Here is a 22935-nt window from a genome sequence, read left to right as displayed (position 1 = left end):
AAATGCGGACTTCCTGACGGTCTCCTGACAGGAGGGTGTCAGGAAGCGTGGCGTTCAAACCGGAGCGCCGGGTGTGCGGGATAGCGATCTGCCGTTGGAATGAGGGGGCGTTGCGCTCACTCCCCCCTCGGAAACCTCTGCCCCTCCTCGACCTCGTTTAAATCCATGTGGTTGCGCATGTAGCGTTCGGAGGCTTTTTGCAGGGGCTGGTAGTCCCAGGGGAAATAGGCGCCGTTGCGCAGGGCCTCGTAGACGATCCAGCGGCGGGCCTGGGACTGGCGGACCTCGGCGTCGTAGGCGGACAGGTCCCATTGGCGGCCGGCCAGTTCCGCGAAGCGGACGGCGGTTTGTGCATGGGCGGGGTCGGCGGCGAGATTGACCAGTTCGTTCGGATCGTCGGCCAGGTTGAAGAGAAGCGGCGGGTCGAGTTCGCAGTGGATGTATTTCCAATCGCCCTCGCGGATGCCGACCAGCGGCGCGTAGGACGCCTCGGCGGCGTATTCCATCAGCACGGGGACGGTGCGGGGTGCTCCCCGAGCCAGCGGCACGAGGCTTGTGCCGTCGGTCCAGGGCATGATGCCGCTCATGTCGATGCCGCCGAGGTCGCAGACGGTCGGCAGAACGTCGAGGGTGCTGACCGGTGTCGATATGTTCCCGGGAGCGAGGTCCCTGTCGGCGATCATCAGCGGCACGCGGGAGGCGCCTTCGAAGAAGCTCATCTTGAACCACAGGCCGCGCTCGCCGAGCATGTCGCCGTGGTCGGAAACGAACAGGATCGTGGTGTCGTCGGCCAAGTGCATGGCCTCGAGGGCATGCAGGATCTCGCCGATCTTGTCGTCGAGGTAGGAGATATTGGCGAAATAGGCGCGGCGGGACTTGCGGATGTCGTCCTCGGTGATGTCGAAACTGCGCCAGTCGTTGGCATCGAAAATGCGCTTCGAATGCGGGTCGTGATCTTCATAGGCCATTGCCGGCACGTCCGGCAGCAGGTGGTCGCAATCCTCGTAGAGATCCCAGTATTTCCGGCGCGCCACATACGGGTCGTGCGGGTGGGTGAAACTGACCGTCAGGCAGAACGGCCGGTCGACTTTGCCGCGGCCGTAATCATGGATCTTGCGCACGGCCTGAAAGGCAACGTCGTCGTCATATTCCATCTGGTTGGAAATCTCGGCGACACCCGCGCCGGTGACCGAGCCCATGTTGTGGTACCACCAGTCGATGCGCTCGCCCGGCTTGCGGTAGTCGGGCGTCCAGCCGAAATCGGCCGGGTAGATGTCGGTGGTCAGGCGCTCTTCCAGCCCGTGCATCTGGTCCGGACCGACGAAATGCATCTTTCCGGACAGGCAGGTGGTGTAGCCGGCGCGGCGCAGGTGATGGGCATAGGTGGGAATGTCGGAGGCGAATTCGGCGGCATTGTCATAGACGCCGGTGCGGCGGGGCAATTGTCCTGACATGAAACTGGCCCGGCCCGGTGCGCACAGCGGCGAGGCGGTGTAGGCGTTCTGGAAACGCACGGAGCGTTCAGCAAGTTTCTTCAGGTTGGGGGCATGCAGAAACTCCGCGGGACCGTCGGAAAACAGGGTTCCGTTCAACTGGTCCACCATCAGGATCAGGATGTTCTTGCGGTCCATGGTCAAATGGTCTTTCTCAGGTTCGGAAATCGGCGGAGCTGGCAAAGGACAATGATGCTGTTTTTTTGATTGATTGATCAATCAAAATCGACGCGGAGGCCGGGTCTTGCGGCAGTTTTCCGAAAGGGTGGCGCGAGTAGGGGCTGCAGGGAGACGGGAAAATACTGCTTGACCTGGAGTGCACTCCAACCCGTAAGTCAGGGAAATCGTCCTGTTCGGAGACACACATGCGTATCGGCGATCTTGCGGAAAAGTCGGGGCTTTCCACCGACACATTGCGGTATTACGAGAAGATAGGTCTCATCCCGCGCCCGCTCAGGGACAGCGGAGGGCGGCGGGTCTATGACCGGACCATTCTGCGCTGGATCGAATTTCTGGATCGCCTGAAGGCGACCGGAATGGGCATCCGGGACCGGCTGCGCTACGCCGAGTTGCGGTCATTGGGGGGCGCGTCGCTGGCCGAGCGCCGGAGAATGCTGGAAGACCATCGCAGGAAAGTCACCGCGGATATCGCACGGTTGACCGAAACGCTGGAAGTCCTGGACGACAAGGTTGATCTCTACAGAAGGATGGAGGCGGGTGAGCCCGTCGATCCGGCTTTCGAAAGCTGTGCCCGGACCGAACACGGCGCGCCGCCAAATCAGGACAGCATTCCCCATGACAGCAGCCCCCACGACAGCAGCACTGGAGCGCGGCCGCGCGCTGATAAAGGACCTTAATCCCGACCTCGAATCCATTCTCTCGGAGCGTTATGACGCGCTGCTCCCGGACTTCGCAGAGAGCCTCATTGAATGGGCCTATGGCCGCCACTATGCCCGGCCCGGGCTGGACCTGAAGACACGGCAATTGTGCACCATCGCGGCACTGACCGTCCTGGGCGGACAGACCGGGCCGCAATTGAAGGTCAATATCGAGCATACGCTGGCGGCGGGCGCGGCCCGCGCGGAAATCGTCGAGGCAATCTGGCAGATGGCGGTCTACGGCGGCTTGCCGGCGGCCATCAACGGGCTGAACGCGGCGCAGGAGGTGTTCGACAAGCTGGACGCGGCTGCGTGACGGCGAACTTTCAACCATCAGCGCCCCTGTTGAGTGACGTGCGGGGCTGAGTACCTCCCTCACGACCGTCGTTCCGGACAAGTGAGACGCAAGTCGAACGCAGATCCGGAAACCAGCGCATTATTCGCGCCACAGGCGTTAATTTCCTAAGCGATCACTGTAGAAAAGGCGTGCTCGCTCACGCTCGCGCTGATGCGCTGGATTCCGGGTTGCCGCGCAGCTTACGCTGCACTTGCCCGGAAGGACGCTGGAGGGGAGGTGTGATCGTCTCCCTGTCCACGGTGTCAGTCGCCTGATTGTGGCCGGTCTGAGTGTCCGAGATCCATCTCCGGCCAGAGCAAATCGCGCAGGCGTTGTTTCAGGACCTTGGCTTCCGGGAAACCGCCATCCTGTTTGCGGTCCCAGACCGGTTTGCCGTCGCAAGTGATGGTGAAAGTGCCTCCGGTTCCCGGGACGAGCGTGACGGCGCCGGTTTCTTCTGAAAAGGTGGAGAGAATTTCCTGGGCCATCCAGGCGGAGCGCAGCAGCCAATTGCATTGTCGGCAATATGTGATGATGATGTGGGGAACCGGAACGTCCGTCATGGCGCGCGTTCTCCTTCTTCGGACCATGTGATTTCTCCTGCTTGTGCCACAGTCTCCCACCGCAACACCAGACACCATGAGCGTGGATGTTCTCAAGGCGTTCAACGCCCACCCGGAGTTGGCGGCGATCTGCGGTGTGCTCGAAAAAGCCTTGCCGCAGAAAGGGCTTACCAATCGGGTCTACCGGCTGGAAGCCACGCGCGGTGTCTTCTTCCTGCGCTTGCCCAGACCTGAGAACGCGGGGCTGGTCGACAGGCAAGCGGAGGAGCAGAACCTCGCGCTGGCGGCGCAACTCGGGCTCGCCCCGCCGCCGCTTTTTGTCTTTCCGGGCGCAGGCATACTTCTGACCGCTGCCGTGGATGATGTGGCGTGCGCGCCGGAGGGTGTTCCGGGGCATCTTGGCGACATGCTCGCCAGACTTCACGGCTCCGGCGTGGCGTTCGCAGGGGTTCTCGAACCGGAAGACGTCTACCGGGCACAACGCGGTTTTCTGGATCCTGCGGTGGAACTCGCATCCGAGATCGCCCCCCTCGACCGGGCCATGCGGGATCTTGCCAGGGAGGCCGGCAAGGCCGGGACCATCCGGCGGGTGCCGGTGCATGGCGACCTTTCCCCGGGCAATTGCCTGTGGACGGGGGACCGGCTCTGGCTGATCGACTGGGAATATTCCGCGATGGCGGATCCGGCCTGGGACCTGGCCTATGCGATCCTGGAACACGGGTTCTCAGAGGCTCAGGAAGGCACGTTCCTGGATGCCTACAAGGACCGGCAGGCGCCGATGGGGCCGGTGCCCGGCGCAGGCCGGCTCGAAGCGATGAAAGCCAGATGCGATGCGGTTTCGGCGCTGTGGGCTTTGGAGCAGGTGGCGAGAGGCCGGGACGCGGGCCTCTTCCTGCCGTTCGCACGCAGCCGCAGGGACCGGGCACTCGCCCGGGTGCGCGGATTAATCTAGCTTTTGAAGCATATCCGGATCGGCCAGGCATTGCGCGTACCGGGTGTTCATCCGCTCCCGCAGCGACGCGGTGTCGGGGGCATCGTTGAGCGCGGTCCAGATGCCGTCGCTCTTGAGAGCGGCAACGGTACACCTGCACGCATTCGTGCAGAGGTCGGCGGTGCCGAGCGTGTCCTGGCAGGCAACGGAGCAATTGCGGACAAAGGCATTGGCGGCCCGGTCGACATCGCCCACCAGCAGTGTCGCGGCCCAGACGAGGCCATAGAGGGCGGGCTGGTGCAGCAGGTAAACCGACAGCGAATGGCGGCCGAGGAACCGGGTGGACCGGCCAGGGGGCCCCATTGCCCGGATCGCGGACAGCCTGTCCCAGATGCGCGCCGAGCGAAACAGGCTCGAGACGGCGACACCGGCCAGGGTGACGCCGGCCCAGGGCGCGAGCGGCACATAGTCGACGCTGCCGTATGCCGGGGTGCCAAGTCCCGTCCACAGCCAGAGCTGCCCGTCAAAACCGTCTGAAGCCGCCCACAGGGGCAGTGTTGAAACGACGGCCGCGGCCGCGACCGTGACCGGGAACGGCCAGCGCGTGAAGGGGAGGGCAAGTACGCTGGAAAGGGCGATGCAGTGCAGAATGCCGAAGCGGACATAGGTGTCGCCGAAGGTGAAGAACGTCGCCACGGAGACGGCGGCGGCGGCGGCCGCAATGACCGCCAGGCGGCGTCCGAAGGCGCGCCAGCGCACGCCCTTGTGGTGCGCAAGATCCAGGCTGACACCTGCCAGAAACAGGAAACTGCCCGCGATACACGCGGCAAGGATGCGCCAGCTACCGCCCTGTGCGACCGGCCAGTCGACAAAGCCGAACCAGGACAGGTCCCAGGACAGGTGATAGGCCGCCATGGCGACAACGGCGAGGCCGCGGGCAAGATCAAGCACGGCCAGACGCGTTGCGGGCATTCAGGAAACTTTCCGTATCAAGCCCGGCCAAACGCCGGGGAAAGATCCGCCGCGGGCCGGAACGCCTCTAGCTGCTGAAGGCGACAACCAGCGTGGTGATCAACGCCGAAGCCGCAACCATGGCGCCGACGAAGGGCCACGGTGACGGGCGATGGACGGAATAGGCATCCTGGTTCGCCGGGTCCTGCAGCATTGCCCTTAACTCCCTGGATCAGCGGATGGCCAACCGGGATCGGTCGTGCCTCCAAAGCCCGGCCAGACTGCGGCAAATGACGGGCAGCGGAAAGATGGTAAATCAATTCCTTACAGCTTTTCCCAAGGAAACCGTCAAGTTGTGGAGGAACCGCCAAAGTTTCGCGCCTTCGCTTGACCTTGGCGAAGCTGTTGAAAGCCCGCAAGAAACCGCCTGCTTTCAAAGATCGAGCGCGTCCAGCCCGGCTTCCAGATGATCGGGGAGAAGCGGCATGCCAAGCAGATATTTCGCTGTGGACCCGACCGCGCGTTCACGGGCCTGTTCCACCGCCTGGCCGAAATCCTCGGCGTCGAAGTCGCCGCGCCCGATCCAGGTAATGGCGACAAGTTCAGAGGCTTCGTCGACATTGAGGTCTTCGATCAGTTCGCGCAGCTCCTCGTCGGACAGGTCGTCGTTTTCCTCTTCCGCAAGACCGTCGTGGTTGTGACCCTCCTCCAGCGTGTCGGCGTCGAATTCAACGTCGCCTTCATGGCCGTCCTCGAAGGTGTCCTCGATGGAGGAGGCAACCGCCCGGGCCTTCTGCGCCAGCAGGCGGATCGTGTCCGCGGAAAGTGTGAGGTCGATGTCCATTGTTGCCTCCGACGAGCCTGTCTTATCTTTATCGATCCACTTTTGGCCGTTGGCAATGGTCATGGTGCGAATTCCCTCTGCGATGCGCCCGGTTCTGTTTGCAAGTTATCCCCGGTATCCCGGGTTGGTGAACGAGCTTTCAGTTAACTGCCGGGCTTGTGGCGGGCGTCCTCCGAAAGGGCCTTGCGAAGGACCGTCCCCGTTGCTTTACTTGCCCGACAGAGACATTCCTGTCCTTGACCGGGATCAACACCGGACGGCGTGAACGAATGAATGCGGTGCTGCACACGTGTTCTTCGGACCGGGCTACAATCAGGGCAGACAAGTTCCTGCCGGGGCGGACCGGGCAGTCGGGGCTCGGCATCCATGCTTCTCGCATGGAGCCGGGCCCCGGCGTTCTTGAGGGATAGCCAGAGGTGGATCGGCTTTCGGGGGAACTGCTGTCGCCGGTGCGGGCGCAGGGGACCGATCGCGAACCGCAGGGGCGGTTCGACTCTTTCCCGAATCAGGGATGGGGCGCCTGGGTCCGGGTTACGGGAACCGGCTGCTCCCTGGCATTGCCCGGCGCGTTTGCGCCGGTCAGAACCGCGGCGCCGACCAGGGCTGTCGCCAGCACGATGCCGAGAAAAATCGCCTGCAACAGGGGGCGGGCTTCATGCAGATCGCTGCGCCGGGGGGCGGACCTGGGTAGATTGGTGTTGTCGACACTGGACATGGTCAAATTCAGTCGCGTGGTTCTGGTGAAAGTTGAAGCGTTCCATCAGGGAACGCCGGTTTGATTGTCGGTATGACGACCTGTTTGGGTACCGGATGGATCCCGCAGGGGGCGCCGTTCGTCAGTCCGGCCTGCCGGTGGCGCCGGTCAATTGCTGGAACAGACGCTGGCCCAGCAGCCAGGTCAGTGACGCCATCACCGCAAAGGCCGCCAGCGGCATCGCCAGACGTGGCTCGAAAGCGGACATCAACATCAAGATGCTGACCGCGAGCATGAACATCAAAGCTTGTGGGAAGGTTGCGTGCCGCGTGGTGTGCGTCTGCGTCTCAGTCTTGCCGTGTGCCATCGGGGCCTCCATCCGCTTGAACGATCCCAATGTCGGTTGAAATTGCGCCGGCACGCGGACGCGAATTGGACCGGCGCCGTGTGTTTTCATGTCCATTTTGCGGCATTTGCGAAGGACTTGCAGTTGGCCGGGGGGCGGCACAAACTGTTGTGTGCGGGAGCAGGCGGCGAACTGCGCGGGCTTTCAATCCGGCAGACGAACGGTCAGTTCGAGCTCGATCTGGAAGTCCGGGTCTGCCAGAGCCGAGACGCCGACACCGGTGACAGACGGTTGCGCGCCGTCGAACATTTCCAGGACAGGAGAAAAGGCGAGGTCGAGCCTCTCCGGGGTCAGGTCGGTCACGAAACAGCGGGCAATGGCAATGTCCCGCGGTGTGGCGCCGAGCGCGTCGAGGGCGGCCTTCGCGTTTGCAGCGACAATCCCGGCCTGTTCGGCCAGGCCGGACGGGACAGGGTCTCCGCCGGGGCGCAAGGCGACCTGCCCGGAGACAAATGCGAGCCGACCGGCTTCGACGACGGAAATCTGGGAATAACCGATCGCGCCGGCGTCGGGCAGCGTCGGCGGGTTCAATCGGGTTATGGACTGTGTCATAAGAAATGCGTCCTTTGTAGCGTGTTGTGATACATTGGTATTAAAAATTACTACGTATGTAGAGGAAAAATGTCAAACAAGAAAGCCGCCCGCAGAGACAGCATTCTGGACGGGGTCATCGATCTTCTGGCGGAGCGGGGGCTCGAGGGTGTCACCCATCGCGCCGTCGACATGGCCGCGGGCCTGCCGCAGGGATCGACCTCCTACTATTATCCGAAGAAAGCGGCGCTCCTGGCGGCGGCGGCGCACCATCTGGCAGTTCTTCTGGAAAAAGACTGTGACGACCTTCAAGTCGGTTTTGCCGACAAGGTGGCGAAGGAGGGGATGGATGCGGCCGTCGCTTATGTCGCCGAGCAAATGGTCGATTACACCGACGCCTCGCGGCACCTGTTTCTGGCCCGGATGGAACTGACCATGGCAGCCGCGCGCCGGGAGGATCTCGCCGGTGTCGGCGATACCTTGACCGCCGCTGCCCGCAGGCCGATAGCGTTTTTCCTGAAGCTGATTTCCGAGGACGGCAAGGAGGCTCCTATCGAGACCTGCGCCGGGCTGATCGACGGCATATCGCTGATGTATGCCACAGGGCAGGGGCCGAAACCGACGACAGATCAGGTCGCATCGGTTTTCAGGTCGATATTGTAGTTTCACCCGCAACAAGCGGGCTCCTGTCTGGTGCGGGTGGCATCCGTGCAGTCGGGTATTCTTCGATGGATCTGCCGGGAAAACCTGCGCAAATTAAACTTTGGTAAAAATAACAGTAAAATATCTACAGAATTCAGTTGTGGCATACGTACAATTTGAAAAATCGCGCATTCAACCGCGATTTTACAATGCTGTTTCAGTGTTTGTTTTCTTTTTCTCTGGATACTCGCTCCAGGGAACCAGACAGCAACAAACCGGGCACGGCATGACAATCAACGCAGCGCAGAGTGCAACGGCTGAAACGCCGCGCGAACCCGTGACGCCGGAGGAAACACCACAACAGCCTGGTGAAATCCCGGCATTGTCGCTGGCAGGACTCCAGTTCTTCATTGCCGACATCAGCAAGAAGACCATTTTGTGGCATGAGGTCGGGTCGCAGAGCTTCAACAGCGAAGTGAAGGATCTGCAGGAAGCGCCTTCCAATGAAGCGTTGCGCCACCTGTCGCCGGAGGACCGCAAAACGATCCTGCGCCTTGTGCAAGGGGCGATCCGCGAGGGTCAGGCGGGACCGTTCGATGTCGGCGGGGGACCGGATCACCGCATCCCCGGGATCCCGATCGTCGCCTATCGCTACGAATTGCCGGATGGCCGCATCCTGGCCATCTGTTTTCCCTCCATCGGCGAGAATGACGACAATCCTGGCAATGTCGTGCTCGGTCTCGCGCCGATCCTGCAGCACTTCGTGGCTTCGTCCACGCGTGTGGTGCTGCTGGTCGACAATTTCGGCTACGTGCGTTTTGCGAGCGAAGGCTTCCTGAAGTGTTTCCAGGTCGAGTCCGCACGCATGATTCTCGGACGGAACATCGCTCATATCCAGAACCGTGTCGGCCGCACCATCGTGTCCCTGGCCCTGGCGGCACTGACGCGGCGCGCGAGCGCGAGCGGGCGGGGCAAGTATCTGCTGGCCTCGGGTGAAAGCGTGGAACTCAATTACGAGGCCATGTATTTCCGCATCGACGGAATGGTCGGCGGGGTTCTGTTCTCCGCGGGCCATCCCAGCGGCGACGTCGATTTCGCCCGGGTCTTCGAGGTGTGCAGCGCGCCCATGCTCGTGATCAACACGAAGTCGCGCATGATCATCGCGGCCAATGGCGCCGCCATGAAGACCTATCATCTGACATCCGAAGTCATCGACAGCAAACCAATCACGGAATCGCTGCTGCATCCGAGCAATTATGCGTCCCTGCTGGAATCTGCCAAGCAGGAATCAGATGTGCCGCTCTCAGTGCCGGTGACCACGCTCAACGGCCAGACCAAGAAGAAACGCTTCAAGTGCAGCCTGATCGACGGCGACAAGAAAGAACCGAAGCTGATACTGGAAACCCGGTCATAGTCGCAGACGTTTTTGAAACGGCCTCCCCGCTGCCCTCGGGTTCAGCGTGGAGTTTCCGCCGGCAGGCGCTTCAGCTCCAGGCGGACCCACATTTCGTCGTTCGGCCCGTTGCGTTCCAGACGCGGACCCGTGAAATTCAATCGCGAACCATAGGCGACAAATTCGGGTAGGGAGCCTTTGATCTCGACGGTCCGAACCTTCTTCTTGCCATACAGATAGTCCGCTTCGAGCCTGACCGTGAGTTTGTTGCCGGTGGAAACAAATCCGCGAAAGTTTGCGAAGGGATTCCTGTCGTCGTTCCGGGACGCGCCAGCGTAGTTTTTCCAGTCCAGCAGATAGAACTGGCCTTCCCGAAACCGCAGCCGCGCCGACGAAAGCAAGGTTCTCGAGTTTACCTGGTAAGGGTCTTCCGGATGGGGATTGAAGCGATGCACCTCCAAATCCCAGACACCGTCATAGACCTTTGGCGTTTCCTCAAAAACCTTGATCAGCTGAATCAGTGATTCCTGGTCTACGTATCCGGAGTCCTCGACCTTGGCGGCGATCTGGAATTCGCGCAGGGCCGAGCGGGACTTGTTGCCGAAAACACCGTCCGGTGTCCCCGCGTCATGCCCCAACATGGTCAAAGCGGTCTGGATCTTCGTATATCCGCCGATGTCGAGACCGAGACTTTGTTCGATCAATTCCGGGGAGGTGTTCGTGACCTCAAGGGGCGCCCCCGTTCTACTGGCTTCGTCGATGCGGTCCAGCAGGGTTTGCGTCGACAGCGAGAGTTCGGAACGCTGATCGGAAGAGGCTGACTGATCCGAGATCGTCTGCTGCTGCAAATCCTTCAACAGCTTGTCTGCAACATCGGATGCTACCGTCGTGGGAAAATGCTCGATGATGGCGCGGTAGCCGACGATCGTGTTTTTCTCCACAGCCCCCTTCAAGGCAAGCGCGGCGGCGGCTTCCTGTTCGACATCATTGTCATAGGTGATTACCGGGGCCACAAGCGCACTGTTGTGAAAGAAATAAAACTCGGATGTCATGGAGGCGACCACTTCCGGTCGCTGCCTGTTGCCGGTGAGGTCCAGGACGTCGCGTGTCACCCGCTTGAGCATTGTCGAGACTTCAAGATTGGGGGTCACGATGTGTTTTGCGAGCGAGATGGTGAACGGGGAGTTCCTGCTGTCTCCGTCGAGTGCGACCTCATTCGGTTTCGTGGCAAACGCGACCAGCGAATTCGCGGTTCGTTGCGGAGCGGCCAGACCGCGGCTGAGGCCAAGCGCCCGGGCCCTGCCGGCGAGTTTCTTTCGCAGGGTATCGGCGAAGGGATTGTTTCTGCAGGCATCGATGAAGACCAGGCTGAGCGGGACATGGGCTTCCATCATCCTGATGATCGCGTTCAGGTTCTTACCGCTCGTGACCACGTCCTGCTGATCGATGATTTCGGCGTCGGTTGCCAGAAGGTAATTCTCCTCCAGAAACTGCATGCCATGGCCAGCGTAGTAAAACATGCCCGTCGACGCCGACTGCAGTTCTGCCTCGAACTTTCTGAGTCCCTCGGTAAAGGACTCGAAAGTGGCATCCCTGATCAGATGCACGCTAAACCCGAGATCCGTCAGTTTGCTTGCAATCAGATTTGCGTCATTGATCGGATTTTCCAGTTGAGTGGCATGGTGATAGCTTGAATTGCCAATGACCAGGGCGACCCGGTCGCCTTTCGCGGCAGCCGTCAGTGGACTGAAGACAAGCGCAAGAACCAGAATGAAAAGCAGCGAAATTTTCTGCATGAAGCTCTCCAGGCAATGCTTGGATTCGAATGTGACCGGTTGGAAAAAAACGTCGGGCAGTCGATCATGAAGTTAATGAAGTTGCTGCGTCAAGGCTGGTCCTTCCCGGATCAATCGGCCGGTGCCGCCGAACGGTCTCCGAACCCGGCCGTGCGCCGGTGACGTCTGATCCCGGGCCGACGGGCATTATTTGTTCGCCGGTTCGACAGAATTACCCATTGGGCCTTGTCTTCCGCAGCGCACAGTTCTAGGGTCCGCGCGCTGTTATTCCCGTTTCCCCTGGAGGACATTATGGGCTTTCTTGCTGACGCATTGGCGCGTGTTCAACCATCTGCGACCATCGCCGTCACCAACAAGGCGCGCGAACTGAAAGCCGCAGGCCGTGACGTCATCGGCCTCGGCGCTGGCGAGCCGGACTTCGACACCCCCGACAACGTCAAGGCGGCCGCCATCGAGGCGATCAACGGCGGCAAGACCAAATACACCGCTGTCGACGGCATTCCGGAACTGAAGGCGGCCATTGTCGACAAGTTCAAGCGGGAAAACGGGCTGACCTACCAGACCAACCAGATCACAGTCGGTACCGGCGGCAAGCAGGTGCTCTACAACGCGCTGATCGCGACACTGAACCCCGGTGACGAGGTCATCATCCCGACTCCCTACTGGGTCAGCTATCCGGACATGGTGCTGCTGGCCGGGGGTGAGCCGGTGATCGTGGAAGCGGACAAGTCGACCTTCAAGATCACGCCGGAAGCGCTGGACGCGGCAATCACGCCGCGGACCAAATGGCTGATCTTCAACTCGCCGTCCAACCCGTCCGGTGCCGCCTATTCGGAAGACGAGCTGAAAGCGCTGTGCGCGGTGCTGGTCAAGCATCCGCAGGTCTGGATCATGACCGACGACATGTACGAGCATCTGGTCTATGACGACTTCAAGTTCACGACGCCGGCCCAGGTCGAGCCGTCGCTCTACGAGCGCACGCTGACGGTCAACGGCGTGTCCAAGGCCTATGCGATGACCGGCTGGCGGATCGGTTACGCGGGCGGCCCCGCGGAACTGATCAAGGCCATGGCCAAGGTGCAGTCCCAGTCGACCTCGAACCCGTGTTCGATCGCCCAGTGGGCCGCCATCGAGGCGCTGAACGGACCTCAGGACTTCATTCCGAAGAACAACGAGACCTTCAAGGGCCGGCGCGATCTGGTCGTGTCGATGCTCAACCAGGCGAGCGGCCTGACCTGCCCGGTTCCGGAAGGCGCGTTCTACGTGTTCCCGTCCTGCGCCGGGACCATCGGCAAGACCGCACCGTCGGGCAAGGTTCTCGAGAGCGACGAGGATTTCGTCTCGGAGCTTCTGGAAGCCGAAGGTGTTGCCGTGGTGCACGGCTCCGCGTTCGGTCTCGGCCCGAATTTCCGCATTTCCTATGCGACTTCGACCGAGGCCCTGGAAGAGGCCTGCACCCGCATCCAGCGCTTCTGCGGCAATCTGAAATAGGCAGCGGTTGCCGGAACGGATCGAGAAGGGCCGCGTTCGCGGCCCTTTTTTCGTCAGGGAAGCAGCTCATTTCGCGCCGCCGTGGACCTGAGCAGGAACGTTTCGCCATGACCGAAATTTAATCTGAAACCGCCGCGATTTTGACGCGATGAATGACCATATCCCACGAGGTCACAGACCCGGCCGCCGGCAATGAGGCCCGCGGCGGATCTGTACCTGATTGGGAGTTTCTCGAAATGCGTTTTCTGACATCAGTTGTTGCCGCCGCGCTGCTTGGTACCGCGGCACCTGCCCTGGCCGCCGGGGACAGCCCGAAGGTGGAAATCGGAACATTGCGTTGCCTTGTGGAAGGTGAACACAGCTTCATCGTCGGTTCTTCGGCCACGCTCGGCTGCAGCTTTGCGCCGGTTGATGGCGGTCCGGTGGAATATTACAACGGCAAGGTTCGCGAGTATGGGCTCGACATCGGCAAGACCGAAGAGGCGACCCTGGTCTGGGGTGTTCTGGCGCCGTCGGCCAACCGCAAGCCGGGGCTTCTCGCCGGAACCTACGGCGGGCTGACCGCCGGGGCGAGCGTCGGTGCCGGGATCAAGGCCAATGCCCTGCTTGGCGGGTTCGATCGCTCGATCGCACTCAATCCGTTCAGCCTGGAAAGCCAGACCGGCACCAACCTGACGCTTGGTGTCAGCAAGCTGACCCTTGAACAGATCAACTGACGCACAGGTCTCATGACCGGTCCGGCGTCAATTCCGCTCCCGGCAGGCTTCATTGCCCGCCGGGCACGGCGTCTGCGATGTGTCCGGCCGCGTGTTGAGCCGATTGATCTGATCGGTCCGATTCAGCTTGTTGGCGCCTTCGAGCTGCCGGCGCGTCGAGAAATCCGACTTCTGCTGGTTCAGGTTCTGGTTGAGCTGCTGCTGGGCGGAGGGCAACCGGTTCGGGCTGGAATTGGTCAAGCCACGCAAAGTGTTGTTTTGCGCGGTGGCCTGCCCGGCCAGCACAACCGGCAGCAGAGCGGTCAGTATGACCAGGGGGCGTCTCACCAAGGTTTCTCCATCCGGCTTGCCTGTTCCGTGAACCAGAGAAACTAGTGCGCAGCGCCTGCATTGCCACCCCCTTCTTGTCTCAACTGCCGCCGACGGGGCAAAGACAAATTTCCGGATTATTGCAAGGATCCTGACGGGTGACGGCAGGATTGCGTGAAAACTCGGGAGAGTCCCGGAATGCTGCGCTGCGGCGTAAGATTCCCTTGCGTTACTCGCGGCATTGGCGCGACCATGCAAGACCGCCCAGGGTCGAACGACCGACATCCGGGGTCCGGTGCGACCAGAAGCGCCTGACCGCCTGTCTTCGATCCCAACGGGGCGAGACGCGGCGGGCCTGCGTCCGTTGCATGGGGCCGTGCCGCGTTGTGTCGAGGATATCCTCGAACCAACGGGAGGCTCAACATGGCAATCAACACACATGAGAAGGACTCGTCAGCCGGCACCACGCCGCGCTGTATCGCCCTGGTCGGACCTTACGGCAGCGGCAAGACCAGCCTCCTGGAGGCGTTGCTGGCGCGCACGGACAAGGTGGCCCGACAGGGAACGGTCGCGGCCGGCAACACAGTCGGAGACGGCGCGCCGGAAGCTCGTGCGCATGGCATGAGCGTTGAACTGAATATCGCCGATACCGACTATCTCGGCGACAGGTTCGTCTTTGTGGACTGTCCGGGATCGGTCGAATTCCTGAGCGAAATGGACGGGGCCCTCAGCGGAGCGGATGTGGCCGTCGTCGTGGCGGAGGACGACGAGCGCAAGGTTCCCGCCTTGCAGCTTATCCTGAAAGCCCTTGAAGCCCGCGCCATTCCGCGGGTTTTGTTTTTGAACAAGATCGACAAGAGCACCCGCAGGGTGCGCGATGTCCTGAGCCTACTGCAGCCGGCGTCCGCCGTACCGCTGGTGCTCAGGCAGATCCCGATCTGGGAAGACGGTCAGGCTGCGGGCTTCATCGATCTTGCGCTGGAACGGGCCCATGTCTACCACGACAAGGAGCCGAGCAGCCGGATCGACATGTCCGACGAAGACAGGCTTCGGGAACATGAAGCCCGTTTCACCATGCTGGAGCATCTCGCCGATCATGACGACGATCTGATGGAGGCCCTGCTGGAGGACATCGCGCCCGACCGGGACCAGGTGTTCGCCGATCTTGTCAACGAGATGCGGGACGGTCTGATCTGCCCGGTGTTTTTCGGCTCCGCCGAGCATGGCAACGGCGTCGGCCGGCTGCTGAAGGCATTGCGCCACGAAGGGCCCGGCGTCGACCTGTTGGCGCGCCGGATTCTCGGCACCCGGAAACGCAAGGCGCTGCAGGTGGTCAAGACGCTGCATACGCAGCATGGCGGCAAGCTGTCGGTTGCGCGTGTTCTGGACGGGGAGGTGTGCGACGGCGACAGCCTGTTCCTGAACGGCGACAGCGACATCAAGGTGTCGGGTCTTTTTTCGGTTTTCGGCCAGCAGGCCATCAAGATCGCGACCGCGGGCAAGGGGGATCTGGTGGCCCTGGGCAGACTTGACGATGTGCAGACCGGCGATCTTCTGTGTTTCGAACCGGGCAGGACCTCCAGCCTCGAGGAGTTCGAACAGCGCTGTCCGGTCCTGGCAACGGCCATTTCCGCCTCGCAGCGCAAGGACGAGGTCCGTCTTTCCACCGCGCTTGCAAAGCTGGTGGAAGAAGACCGGTCGCTGACGGTCAGCCAGAACCAGACCACAGCCGAAACGCTTCTTTCAGGGCAGGGCGAGATGCATCTCAGGGTGGCGCAGGAGCGGCTCGCGGGCAAATACGGGATGGATATCGCCGAGCATGCGCCGCATGTCCCCTACGCGGAAACGATCAGGTCGAGCACAAAGGTGCGCGGCCGGCACAAGAAGCAGTCCGGCGGACATGGCCAGTTCGGGGATGTGGTTCTCGAGATCGGACCGCTGCCGCGCGGCGAGGGTGTCCAGTTCGCCGACACGATTTCCGGAGGCGTCGTTCCGAAACAGTATATCGCGTCTGTCAGGGACGGTGTCCTGGACGCCCTAAGGCAAGGACCGCTCGGATTTCCGGTGGTCGACATCGGGGTGTGTCTGACCGATGGATCCTATCATTCCGTCGACAGTTCCGACCAGGCGTTCAAGATGGCCGGGATCCAGGCGATCCGGGAAGGATTGCCGGATTGCAAACCGGTGCTGCTGGAACCGGTCCACAAGGTGGTGATCGCCTGTCCCAGCGACACGACGGCCAGGGTCAACGCCATCGTGTCCGCAAGGCGGGGTCAATTGCTGGGCTTCGACGCCCGGCCCGGCTGGCCCGGCTGGGACGAGGTTCAGGCCCTGATGCCGGAAGCGGAGATCGGCGACCTGATTGTCGAGCTGCGCTCGGCAACGGCCGGTGTGGCCAGTTACACGGCGCATTTCGACCACCTGTCCGAACTGTCCGGCAAGGCGGCGGCACTGGCCCTTCAGCGCTCGGGGAAACAGGCGGCGTGAGCCTGCCGGGACGACGGTCCGCTGCGCCGCCCTTTGCCGGTCACCAGGGCGTTATTTGCCATTGATGGACGTTTCCGGTTTCCTCCGGGACAAACGGGAGACTTGAGATGAATATTTTGAAACGGCGCAGCTGGGAACTCCCCGAACGTGAGGCAACCCCTGAGCACATCTTCCTGAACCGGCGGCAGATCCTGGCGGGCCTTGTCGGCGGTGGCGCATTGCTCGGCAGCGGTCTCGGCATGCGCCCGGCCTTCGCCGAAGACGATCCGAGTGCGGGGCTCTATCCGGTCCAGCGCAATCCGGCCTTCCAGCTCGACCGGGACCTGACGGCCGAAGACGTCGCTTCCAAGTACAACAATTTCTATGAGTTCGGCTCCCACAAGCAGATCTGGTCCGCAGCGCAGGATTTGAAAATCCGCCCCTGGACGGTGACGCTGGACGGGCTGATCGACAATCCGCAAACAATCGGCATCGACGATCTTCTGGCAAAAATGCCGCTCGAAGAACGTCTCTACCGGCATCGCTGCGTCGAGGCGTGGTCCATGGCCGTGCCCTGGTCCGGATTTGCGCTTGCGGATCTGGTCAGGCTCGCGGGTCCGCAGACCGGCGCGAAATACCTGCGCTTCGAAACGTTTCACGACCCATCCGTTGCAAGCGGGCAGAAACAGTCCTGGTATCCCTGGCCCTATGTGGAAGGACTGACGCTTGAGGAGGCCACCAACGAGCTGGCGTTCATGGCCACAGGTGTCTACGGCAAGCCGCTCGCCAACCAGTTCGGTGCTCCGGTGCGCCTGGTCAGCCCGTGGAAATACGGTTTCAAGTCGATCAAGTCGGTGGTGAGGATCACGTTCACCGATCAGCGGCCGGTGAGCTTCTGGGAAGAAATCCAGCCGAAGGAATACGGCTTCTGGGCCAATGTGAACCCGTCCGTGCCGCATCGGCGCTGGCCGCAGGCGTCGGAAAAGCTGCTGGGAACGGACGAGCGCCGCACGACACTGCTGTTCAACGGCTATGAAGAGCAGGTCGCCCATCTCTACAAGGGCATGAAAGGCGAGCTTCTCTACATGTAGGGAATGTCGCGGCCGCCATGCTGCACTGCGGTGCAGACAAAAAAAGAGCCGGGTCTCAAGAGACCCGGCAGTCTGTTTGATTCACTGAAAAACAGTAGAATCACCTTCCAGAGGGGAACAGCTGGTCTGGACATCACTGGGAGGAGGACGTGGTGCCCGTGTGACCAACAGTGATGCTTATATGCAGTGCACAAGTCGCATAAACAAGAGGCAGGGGTGGGTATCTGCTATGCGTTTAATGCAGATCATGACTTTCCAGTCACTTTATCAGATAAAATCTTCATATTTTCAATATCTTGGGGCGATCTTGCCGTGCCCGTCAAACCCGAAAAAAGTTTAACACCGGGTAAAAAAACAGTGGTTGGACGGGAGAAGAGCCCCTTTTCATGAAGGACGCATGTTTGGGCATGCCTAATTTCTGATCCGATTCCGATCCTTCCGACCGGAGAGCTCGCGCATGTCGCAATGAATTGAATTGAAGGAAATCGCGCGACAGCAATTGCACCGCGAATGTTGCCTCGGGCGCTTTCCCGGAACCGGTAATCGGTTTGAACGCGACAGGCCCTAATAGGTCCACTTTTCAGCGCTGGTCAGCAGAAATTCCCGGAATGCGGTAACGCGGGCCGTGTTCTTGAGTTCGGACGGATAGACGAAATAGGTGTCGAAGGAGGGCACCTTGTCTTCCTGTCCGGTCATGACCGGCACGAGGTTGGTGGCCATGTCGATGATGTAGTCCGGCAGCATGGCAATGCCGACCCCGGACAGCACCGCCCGCTTGATCGCGACGATGTTGTTGGCCTTCAGCACGGACCTGCGGGGGCTCGTTGCCGAGCGGCCTGCGGTCTCCAGCCAGTTCATGGACCGGAGATAGGCGGGCGCCTGCTCGCCGAAAGTGACAATGCGGTGATTGTCGAGATCGTCGATGGACTGGGGTGCGCCGAATCTCTGCAGGTATTCGGGTGCCGCATAGACGTGGAAATGCACGGTGAACAGCTTGCGCTGGATCAGGTCGGGCTGGGTCGGCTGGCGCAGGCGAATGGCGACGTCGGCCTCACGCATGCCCAGATCCAGTTCGTCGTCATCGAACAGCAGATGCAGGTCGACATCCGGATAAAGGTCGATGAAATTCTTGATCCGGGAGGTCAGCCATGTGGAGCCGAGACCGACCGTTGTGGTCACTCTCAATGCGCCCGATGGCTTTTCCTTGCTGTCTGTCAGACTGGACTGGACGGCTTCCAGCTTCATCAGAACGTCGCTGGCGGTGCGGTAAAGCAGTTCGCCCTGTTCCGTCAGAAGCAGGCCACGGGCATGGCGGTGGAACAGGGACACGCCCAGATCGTGTTCCAGGGCGCTGACCTGCCGGCTGACCGCGGACTGGCTCATGTGGAGCGCGTCGCCGGCATGTGTGAAACTGCCGGCCTGTGCGGCCGCATGAAAGATGCGCAACTTGTCCCAATCCATGCGTGCCCCTCCGCAGGACGATTTCCGCCGTGCGACCGTTGGCGGCCTTACTCGGCCGCCTGTTTTTCCGATGTCACTTCATGTTCGGCCAGAAACTTCTCCGCTTCAAGCGCAGCCATGCAGCCCATGCCGGCGGCCGTGACCGCCTGACGATAAATGTCGTCGGTGACGTCACCGGCCGCGAAGACGCCCGGGATCGTGGTTCTGGTGGAATCCGGCGCGGTTTCCAGGTAGCCGTTCGGCTTCAGCGTCAACTGATCCTTGAACAGTTCGACCGACGGTGCGTGTCCGATGGCGATGAACACACCATCTGTGGAAATCTCCTGAAGCGCGCCGGTTCTGGTGTTCTTCAACCGTACTCCGGTGACGGCCTTGGGCGTGCCACCGCCCAGAATCTCGTCGACCTGGGAGTCCCAGATGACCTCGATCTTCGGATTGCGGAACAGGCGCTCCTGCAGGATCTTCTCCGACCGCAGGCTGTCGCGCCGATGCACAAGCGTCACCTTTGAGGCAAGATTGGCGAGATAGAGCGCCTCCTCGACAGCGGTGTTGCCGCCGCCGACCACCACGACTTCCTTGTTGCGGTAGAAAAAACCGTCGCAGGTCGCGCAGGCCGAGACGCCCGCGCCCATGTAGTCCTGTTCGGACGCCAGGCCGAGCCAGCGGGCCTGGGCGCCGGTCGCGATCACCAGGGTGTCGGCGGTGAAGACCGTGCCGCTGTCGGCCTCCAGACGGAACGGACGACTGGAAAGGTCGGCCTTGACGATGGTGTCGTAGACAATCCGGGTGCCGACGTTTTCCGCCTGCTTCTGCATCTGTTCCATCAGCCACGGACCCATGATCGGGTCGGCGAAACCGGGATAGTTCTCGACATCGGTCGTGATTGTCAGCTGGCCGCCCGGCTGAATCCCGGCGACGAGGGTCGGTTCGATCATGGCACGAGCGGCATAGATCGCCGCGGTGTAGCCGGCCGGGCCGGAGCCGATGATCAGAAGTTTGCTGTGTTCCGTGCTCATGGGCGCACCCTTGTCCTGTCGTATGTACCGGTCATGACACCGGCAGTCGTTTCCCGGAATATCGTGCCTCCTTGCGAATGCACGATGTCCTGTCGTTTCAATGTCGATCCGCTTCCGGACGCTCATTCAGATCCGGCAAATCCGGATGAACGTCCGTGAGGCAATTCGCCTGTTCCTGTTGCCGCCGGAATGCCGCGTAGTCCGCAAGAATGCGCTCCGCGATGACGGGGGTGGCATCTATCGGCTCGTAGGTAGTGGTTTTCAGCGGGCCTGGGAAGGGGTGAATGGCACCAAGGCGCTGCAAATTTCCCAAAAACCGGTTGATCTTGTTGTGGCCGCCGTTCGGATGAAAGACATGAACAGGTTTTCCGGTCGCCACGGCTTCACCGATCATGTTGGTGGAATCGGCCGTTGCGACGATCGCATCCGCCCTGGCAAGGTAAAGTCCGAGCGGATTCGGCTTGGTGCCGTTCCAATAAAGATGGCCGCCCGACTTGGCGAGGCTGGCGAGGCCGTAGGCGAGGGCCGGTGGCGTGCGGCGTGACGCCGTGATCATCAGGCCCGCTGTTTCCTCCTCTGCCAGCCCGCGCAGGCCGTTCAGGAGCCGGAGCTGGTCATCCTCGGTGAACTTGTGGTGACGGCTGTCGCCGCCGACCAGTACCGCCACGCGCGGTTTCTTCAGCCGGTCGATTTCCGGCGCGGACAGGGAACGCAGGTCACGGAGCTTTTCCCTGGAAAACCGGTGCGGCGAGGTCGGGGTGACCAGGACATTGCGGCCTCGCAGGCTGTCGTGCTCGGGCACCCAGATCAGATCGGCCGCATTGGGGCCGGTGCGCGGGTCCTTCAGAAAGACGGTAAAGGTCCGGCCACCGGACCTGTGCCTGATCCGGCGCAGATATCCGGCCGCGCGCCGGCCCGAGGCAATGGCAATGTCCGGATAGGGGGGCGTGAGCGGACTGCCGGGACGGCTTTCCCATTCCCTGGGATCCGTCGGTCCGAACGGAAGCCACCAGGAAAATGGTGGCCGGGGCGCGACCTGCCGGATTTCACGGGCAAAGCCGAGCGCGTCGGCGACCCCGACGCATTGCGCCAGGTCTCCGGCCTTTCCATCTGTCACGATCCAGACGGTCGGCTGGGCGGTCTCCCGAGAAATCGGCATGTCCGGAGAACGTCCCCTGTCGTAATCTTTCGAAATCGTGCGCAATTTTGTTATAGTCTTGCACAACCGCGCAAAAAATCATAACTCGGCACCGGAAGCACACGTTAGCGCGGGACACTCTGATCCCGCAAGACGCAGACCGTTCCGGTGGCAATGATGTCCATCCCGGTCAAGTGTGAAGTTCGAAGGAGACTGGTTTGAAAGCGCGGCTCGATGCCATTGACTGGCAGATTCTGAAAGAATTGCAAGAGGACGGCCGGATGACCAACGTGGAGCTGGCCCGGCGGGTCGGCATTTCCGCGCCTCCCTGTCTTCGCCGCGTCCGGGCCCTGGAAGAGGCGGGGCTCATTCTGGGCTACCGCACCCTGCTCGATGAAAAACAGCTGGGTTACGATGTGACCGCTTTTGCCATGGTCGGGCTGCACAGCCAGACCGAAGCCGATCTGATTGCGTTCGAGCAGACGGTGCAGAGCTGGCCGCTGGTGCGCGAGAGCTACATGTTGTCCGGCGAGGTCGATTTCCTGCTGAAATGCGTGTCACCCGACCTGCAGACGTTCCAGAACTTCATCATCCGCGATCTGACCGCAGCAACAAATGTGGACAGCGTGCGCACCGCGCTGACGATCCGGCGCACCAAGGACGAACCGGTGGTGCCGATCGACTGACCGGTCCGGCGCGCACAAGGCCGCAGACGCTATGTGGGCATTTCTGTTCCCAGGCGGGTCTGAAGTTTCTTCAGCTTCCGGCGCAGACGGCCGAGGATGGAGATGTCCCGCAAGGCGGCGGCAGCCAGGGTGAACGCGACGGAAAGCAGCAGGCATGTGGTCAGGACAGCAATCGGCAGGGACTGCTCGTAGTGGTATGAGTTCAGTGCCTGATCGATCGGGTCCATCCCCGAATACAGACGGCCCCGGACGGTCTGCTTGAAGGCGCCGATCTCGATCGATCCCTGCTTCAGATAGCGCAGAGCATAGACCAGCAGCATCACGGTGGATGCCAGGACCACCAGAAACCCGAACATACGCGCACCGAATCGGAAGGCACTTTCCGCCCGGCTGGTCACAAGCCGCCTGAAGATCGCCCTCTCCCGGGCGTTCAGCCCGACATAGACGACCCACCGATAGACCCACAGGGGCACCGAGGCCACCAGAAGCCAGATCGCTATTGCATGAAAGACCATTCGATTGTTCTCCGCCACGCCGACCGTCAGATTAACGATCGACCGGGACACGTCAAAGGGAGAAATCGATTTCCGCCGCAGGCACGGCGCATGCGGCGGGAAAAGAGGCTGATCAGCCGAACTTGATTTCGACGATCTCGTAGGAGTGCGCGCCGCCCGGGGCGGCGACCTCGACACTGTCGCCGACGGACTTTCCGATCAGGGCGCGTGCGATCGGCGAGGAGATCGACACCTTGTTCTGTTTCACGTCCGACTCGACATCGCCGACGATCATGTACCGTTTTTCCTCTTCCGTATCCTCGTCGATGAGGGCCACGGTGGCACCGAACTTGACAAAATCACCGGACAGCTTGCTCACGTCGATCACTTCAGCGCGGGACAACTTGTCTTCCAGTTCGCCGATGCGGCCTTCGTTGAGGCTCTGGGCTTCCTTGGCCGCATGGTATTCGGCGTTTTCCGACAAGTCGCCATGTGCGCGTGCCTCAGCAATGGCATCAACGATGCGCGGACGCTCCACCCCGGTACGCTTCTTCAGTTCATCCTGAAGCATTTTGTAACCGGCGGAGGTCATCGGAACTTTTTCCATG

General features: G+C 61.4%; 25 protein-coding genes. 10 read left to right on the top strand and 15 right to left on the bottom strand.

Annotated features, from left to right (window positions below; genetic code table 11):
* Nucleotides 1-116 precede the first annotated feature (116 nt).
* Nucleotides 117-1631: a choline-sulfatase gene (betC, locus tag WNZ15_RS22930; RefSeq protein WP_342895359.1), complete on the bottom strand. Its 1515-nt coding sequence runs from the start codon at nt 1629-1631 to the stop codon at nt 117-119.
* A 227-nt stretch (nt 1632-1858) separates the two neighbouring features.
* On the opposite strand from betC, the gene WNZ15_RS22925 reads away from it, so the two are divergent.
* Together WNZ15_RS22925 and WNZ15_RS22920 are read left to right on the top strand one after the other, a co-directional pair.
* Nucleotides 1859-2350, top strand: a complete 492-nt coding sequence (locus WNZ15_RS22925; RefSeq protein WP_342895358.1) for a MerR family transcriptional regulator — start codon at nt 1859-1861, stop codon at nt 2348-2350.
* Entirely contained in the window at nt 2289-2687 is a 399-nt protein-coding gene (locus tag WNZ15_RS22920) for a carboxymuconolactone decarboxylase family protein (RefSeq protein ID WP_342895357.1), read from the top strand. The genes WNZ15_RS22925 and WNZ15_RS22920 overlap by 62 nt, the downstream gene beginning before the upstream one ends.
* Before the next feature lie 284 nt (nt 2688-2971).
* On the opposite strand, the gene WNZ15_RS22915 is transcribed toward WNZ15_RS22920, so the two are convergent.
* The gene (locus WNZ15_RS22915; protein WP_342895356.1) at nt 2972-3271 is read right to left on the bottom strand and encodes a SelT/SelW/SelH family protein; all 300 of its coding nucleotides are present in this window, start codon (nt 3269-3271) and stop codon (nt 2972-2974) included.
* Between the two features lie 76 nt (nt 3272-3347).
* On the opposite strand from WNZ15_RS22915, the gene WNZ15_RS22910 reads away from it, so the two are divergent.
* Nucleotides 3348-4223 (top strand): phosphotransferase, encoded by an 876-nt coding sequence (locus WNZ15_RS22910; RefSeq protein WP_342895355.1) that lies wholly within the window; start codon nt 3348-3350, stop codon nt 4221-4223.
* On the opposite strand, the gene WNZ15_RS22905 is transcribed toward WNZ15_RS22910, so the two are convergent.
* The 6 genes from WNZ15_RS22905 to WNZ15_RS22880 form a co-directional block, all read right to left on the bottom strand.
* Nucleotides 4215-5174: a heparan-alpha-glucosaminide N-acetyltransferase gene (locus WNZ15_RS22905; RefSeq protein ID WP_342895354.1), complete on the bottom strand. Its 960-nt coding sequence runs from the start codon at nt 5172-5174 to the stop codon at nt 4215-4217. The genes WNZ15_RS22910 and WNZ15_RS22905 overlap by 9 nt on opposite strands.
* A 67-nt stretch (nt 5175-5241) precedes the next feature.
* Nucleotides 5242-5367 carry a hypothetical protein gene (locus tag WNZ15_RS22900; RefSeq protein WP_342895353.1) on the bottom strand — a complete coding sequence of 42 codons (126 nt, stop codon included), beginning with the start codon at nt 5365-5367 and terminating at the stop codon, nt 5242-5244.
* Nucleotides 5368-5586: 219 nt separating this feature from the next.
* Nucleotides 5587-5997 carry a DUF3775 domain-containing protein gene (locus WNZ15_RS22895; protein WP_342895352.1) on the bottom strand — a complete coding sequence of 137 codons (411 nt, stop codon included), beginning with the start codon at nt 5995-5997 and terminating at the stop codon, nt 5587-5589.
* 505 nt (nt 5998-6502) lie between these two features.
* Nucleotides 6503-6712, bottom strand: a complete 210-nt coding sequence (locus WNZ15_RS22890; RefSeq protein ID WP_342895351.1) for a hypothetical protein — start codon at nt 6710-6712, stop codon at nt 6503-6505.
* Between the two features lie 121 nt (nt 6713-6833).
* The gene (locus WNZ15_RS22885) at nt 6834-7154 is read right to left on the bottom strand and encodes a hypothetical protein (RefSeq protein WP_342895350.1); all 321 of its coding nucleotides are present in this window, start codon (nt 7152-7154) and stop codon (nt 6834-6836) included.
* Nucleotides 7155-7241: 87 nt separating this feature from the next.
* A complete protein-coding gene (locus WNZ15_RS22880) occupies nt 7242-7649 on the bottom strand; it encodes a RidA family protein (protein WP_342895349.1) in 408 nt (135 codons plus the stop codon).
* Nucleotides 7650-7718: 69 nt separating this feature from the next.
* Here WNZ15_RS22880 and WNZ15_RS22875 point away from each other — a divergent pair, with 69 nt between their 5' ends.
* Nucleotides 7719-8291: a TetR family transcriptional regulator gene (locus WNZ15_RS22875; RefSeq protein ID WP_342895348.1), complete on the top strand. Its 573-nt coding sequence runs from the start codon at nt 7719-7721 to the stop codon at nt 8289-8291.
* Nucleotides 8292-8556: 265 nt separating this feature from the next.
* Nucleotides 8557-9684, top strand: coding sequence for a hypothetical protein (locus WNZ15_RS22870; RefSeq protein ID WP_342895347.1), 1128 nt, complete (start codon nt 8557-8559; stop codon nt 9682-9684).
* Between the two features lie 41 nt (nt 9685-9725).
* Here WNZ15_RS22870 and WNZ15_RS22865 read toward each other — a convergent pair whose 3' ends face one another.
* The gene (locus WNZ15_RS22865; RefSeq protein ID WP_342895346.1) at nt 9726-11459 is read right to left on the bottom strand and encodes a caspase family protein; all 1734 of its coding nucleotides are present in this window, start codon (nt 11457-11459) and stop codon (nt 9726-9728) included.
* Nucleotides 11460-11750: 291 nt separating this feature from the next.
* Here WNZ15_RS22865 and WNZ15_RS22860 point away from each other — a divergent pair, with 291 nt between their 5' ends.
* On the top strand, nt 11751-12950 hold the full coding sequence (locus WNZ15_RS22860) for a pyridoxal phosphate-dependent aminotransferase (protein WP_342895345.1): 1200 nt from the start codon (nt 11751-11753) through the stop codon (nt 12948-12950).
* Between the two features lie 236 nt (nt 12951-13186).
* On the top strand, nt 13187-13666 hold the full coding sequence (locus WNZ15_RS22855; RefSeq protein ID WP_342895344.1) for a DUF992 domain-containing protein: 480 nt from the start codon (nt 13187-13189) through the stop codon (nt 13664-13666).
* Between the two features lie 27 nt (nt 13667-13693).
* Here WNZ15_RS22855 and WNZ15_RS22850 read toward each other — a convergent pair whose 3' ends face one another.
* Nucleotides 13694-13996, bottom strand: a complete 303-nt coding sequence (locus tag WNZ15_RS22850) for a hypothetical protein (protein WP_342895343.1) — start codon at nt 13994-13996, stop codon at nt 13694-13696.
* Between the two features lie 402 nt (nt 13997-14398).
* On the opposite strand from WNZ15_RS22850, the gene WNZ15_RS22845 reads away from it, so the two are divergent.
* Nucleotides 14399-16462 (top strand): elongation factor G, encoded by a 2064-nt coding sequence (locus WNZ15_RS22845; protein ID WP_342895342.1) that lies wholly within the window; start codon nt 14399-14401, stop codon nt 16460-16462.
* A gap of 107 nt (nt 16463-16569) precedes the next feature.
* Complete coding sequence (gene msrP, locus WNZ15_RS22840; protein WP_342895341.1) at nt 16570-17532, top strand: protein-methionine-sulfoxide reductase catalytic subunit MsrP; 963 nt, start codon at nt 16570-16572, stop codon at nt 17530-17532.
* Nucleotides 17533-18096: 564 nt separating this feature from the next.
* Here msrP and WNZ15_RS22835 read toward each other — a convergent pair.
* The 3 genes from WNZ15_RS22835 to WNZ15_RS22825 form a co-directional block, all read right to left on the bottom strand.
* The gene (locus WNZ15_RS22835) at nt 18097-18993 is read right to left on the bottom strand and encodes a LysR family transcriptional regulator (protein ID WP_342895340.1); all 897 of its coding nucleotides are present in this window, start codon (nt 18991-18993) and stop codon (nt 18097-18099) included.
* 47 nt (nt 18994-19040) lie between these two features.
* Nucleotides 19041-20009 (bottom strand): thioredoxin-disulfide reductase, encoded by a 969-nt coding sequence (gene trxB / locus WNZ15_RS22830; protein ID WP_342895339.1) that lies wholly within the window; start codon nt 20007-20009, stop codon nt 19041-19043.
* Between the two features lie 97 nt (nt 20010-20106).
* Nucleotides 20107-21168, bottom strand: a complete 1062-nt coding sequence (locus WNZ15_RS22825) for a mitochondrial fission ELM1 family protein (protein WP_342895338.1) — start codon at nt 21166-21168, stop codon at nt 20107-20109.
* A 197-nt stretch (nt 21169-21365) separates the two neighbouring features.
* Between WNZ15_RS22825 and WNZ15_RS22820 the strand changes: the two genes are divergently transcribed.
* Nucleotides 21366-21833, top strand: coding sequence for an Lrp/AsnC family transcriptional regulator (locus WNZ15_RS22820; RefSeq protein WP_342895337.1), 468 nt, complete (start codon nt 21366-21368; stop codon nt 21831-21833).
* Nucleotides 21834-21862: 29 nt separating this feature from the next.
* On the opposite strand, the gene WNZ15_RS22815 is transcribed toward WNZ15_RS22820, so the two are convergent.
* Together WNZ15_RS22815 and greA are read right to left on the bottom strand one after the other, a co-directional pair.
* Nucleotides 21863-22348 (bottom strand): hypothetical protein, encoded by a 486-nt coding sequence (locus WNZ15_RS22815; RefSeq protein WP_342895336.1) that lies wholly within the window; start codon nt 22346-22348, stop codon nt 21863-21865.
* 112 nt (nt 22349-22460) lie between these two features.
* Complete coding sequence (gene greA / locus WNZ15_RS22810; protein WP_342895335.1) at nt 22461-22934, bottom strand: transcription elongation factor GreA; 474 nt, start codon at nt 22932-22934, stop codon at nt 22461-22463.
* Nucleotide 22935: the final 1 nt, after the last annotated feature.

The organism is Roseibium sp. AS2 (assembly GCF_038900065.1).
Classification (GTDB): domain Bacteria; phylum Pseudomonadota; class Alphaproteobacteria; order Rhizobiales; family Stappiaceae; genus Roseibium.
The sequence above is the reverse complement of the archived record's forward strand: the minus strand, read 5'-3'. Positions and strand labels throughout refer to the sequence as shown.

What these genes read in the sequence shown, in the direction of transcription:
- WNZ15_RS22825 (WP_342895338.1), bottom strand. Translation starts at nt 21,168, where the DNA reads ATGCCGATTTCTCGGGAGACCGCCCAGCCGACCGTCTGGATCGTGACA.
- WNZ15_RS22880 (WP_342895349.1), bottom strand. Translation starts at nt 7,649, where the DNA reads ATGACACAGTCCATAACCCGATTGAACCCGCCGACGCTGCCCGACGCC.
- betC (WP_342895359.1), bottom strand. Translation starts at nt 1,631, where the DNA reads ATGGACCGCAAGAACATCCTGATCCTGATGGTGGACCAGTTGAACGGA.
- greA (WP_342895335.1), bottom strand. Translation starts at nt 22,934, where the DNA reads ATGGAAAAAGTTCCGATGACCTCCGCCGGTTACAAAATGCTTCAGGAT.
- WNZ15_RS22890 (WP_342895351.1), bottom strand. Translation starts at nt 6,712, where the DNA reads ATGTCCAGTGTCGACAACACCAATCTACCCAGGTCCGCCCCCCGGCGC.
- WNZ15_RS22860 (WP_342895345.1), top strand. Translation starts at nt 11,751, where the DNA reads ATGGGCTTTCTTGCTGACGCATTGGCGCGTGTTCAACCATCTGCGACC.
- WNZ15_RS22900 (WP_342895353.1), bottom strand. Translation starts at nt 5,367, where the DNA reads ATGCTGCAGGACCCGGCGAACCAGGATGCCTATTCCGTCCATCGCCCG.
- WNZ15_RS22920 (WP_342895357.1), top strand. Translation starts at nt 2,289, where the DNA reads ATGACAGCAGCCCCCACGACAGCAGCACTGGAGCGCGGCCGCGCGCTG.
- WNZ15_RS22925 (WP_342895358.1), top strand. Translation starts at nt 1,859, where the DNA reads ATGCGTATCGGCGATCTTGCGGAAAAGTCGGGGCTTTCCACCGACACA.
- WNZ15_RS22905 (WP_342895354.1), bottom strand. Translation starts at nt 5,174, where the DNA reads ATGCCCGCAACGCGTCTGGCCGTGCTTGATCTTGCCCGCGGCCTCGCC.
- WNZ15_RS22910 (WP_342895355.1), top strand. Translation starts at nt 3,348, where the DNA reads ATGAGCGTGGATGTTCTCAAGGCGTTCAACGCCCACCCGGAGTTGGCG.
- WNZ15_RS22845 (WP_342895342.1), top strand. Translation starts at nt 14,399, where the DNA reads ATGGCAATCAACACACATGAGAAGGACTCGTCAGCCGGCACCACGCCG.
- WNZ15_RS22855 (WP_342895344.1), top strand. Translation starts at nt 13,187, where the DNA reads ATGCGTTTTCTGACATCAGTTGTTGCCGCCGCGCTGCTTGGTACCGCG.
- WNZ15_RS22875 (WP_342895348.1), top strand. Translation starts at nt 7,719, where the DNA reads ATGTCAAACAAGAAAGCCGCCCGCAGAGACAGCATTCTGGACGGGGTC.
- WNZ15_RS22815 (WP_342895336.1), bottom strand. Translation starts at nt 22,348, where the DNA reads ATGGTCTTTCATGCAATAGCGATCTGGCTTCTGGTGGCCTCGGTGCCC.
- WNZ15_RS22895 (WP_342895352.1), bottom strand. Translation starts at nt 5,997, where the DNA reads ATGGACATCGACCTCACACTTTCCGCGGACACGATCCGCCTGCTGGCG.
- trxB (WP_342895339.1), bottom strand. Translation starts at nt 20,009, where the DNA reads ATGAGCACGGAACACAGCAAACTTCTGATCATCGGCTCCGGCCCGGCC.
- WNZ15_RS22870 (WP_342895347.1), top strand. Translation starts at nt 8,557, where the DNA reads ATGACAATCAACGCAGCGCAGAGTGCAACGGCTGAAACGCCGCGCGAA.
- WNZ15_RS22865 (WP_342895346.1), bottom strand. Translation starts at nt 11,459, where the DNA reads ATGCAGAAAATTTCGCTGCTTTTCATTCTGGTTCTTGCGCTTGTCTTC.
- WNZ15_RS22885 (WP_342895350.1), bottom strand. Translation starts at nt 7,154, where the DNA reads ATGGACATGAAAACACACGGCGCCGGTCCAATTCGCGTCCGCGTGCCG.
- WNZ15_RS22835 (WP_342895340.1), bottom strand. Translation starts at nt 18,993, where the DNA reads ATGGATTGGGACAAGTTGCGCATCTTTCATGCGGCCGCACAGGCCGGC.
- WNZ15_RS22915 (WP_342895356.1), bottom strand. Translation starts at nt 3,271, where the DNA reads ATGACGGACGTTCCGGTTCCCCACATCATCATCACATATTGCCGACAA.
- msrP (WP_342895341.1), top strand. Translation starts at nt 16,570, where the DNA reads ATGAATATTTTGAAACGGCGCAGCTGGGAACTCCCCGAACGTGAGGCA.